We start from the raw sequence: 249 nt of genomic DNA, 5'->3' as shown, positions 1-249 counted from the left end.
CATTAAACTCTATGGTTTGAGCTTCAACACATCTTTAGGTGAAACTGCGTTTGCCGGTGAGTTTACTTTTCGCGAAGATGAACCACTACAAATTGATGACGTAGAGCTACTTTACGCTGCAATGCCAGAGCAATTAGCAGTGGCAGGTTTACGCCCTGAATTTGCAGGTATTTCACAAATGAGCCAAGGCAATGCTGTCAGTGTTGTTGGCCCAGGCGAGCTAGCAAAAGGTTATATAGAGCGTAATAC

The 249-nt window shown here is 44.2% G+C and carries 1 protein-coding gene; it reads left to right on the top strand.

Going from position 1 to position 249, the window contains the following annotated elements; all coding sequences use genetic code 11:
• Positions 1–249 (top strand): DUF1302 family protein (locus AAEY97_RS21410; RefSeq protein ID WP_351001386.1); only part of this gene is annotated, 249 nt, incomplete at both ends.

The sequence above is a fragment of the Shewanella sp. TB7-MNA-CIBAN-0143 genome (assembly GCF_040310065.1).
Classification (GTDB): Bacteria; Pseudomonadota; Gammaproteobacteria; order Enterobacterales; family Shewanellaceae; genus Shewanella.
Note: the sequence above shows the minus strand (reverse complement) of the source record. Positions and strands in the feature narration are given on the sequence as shown.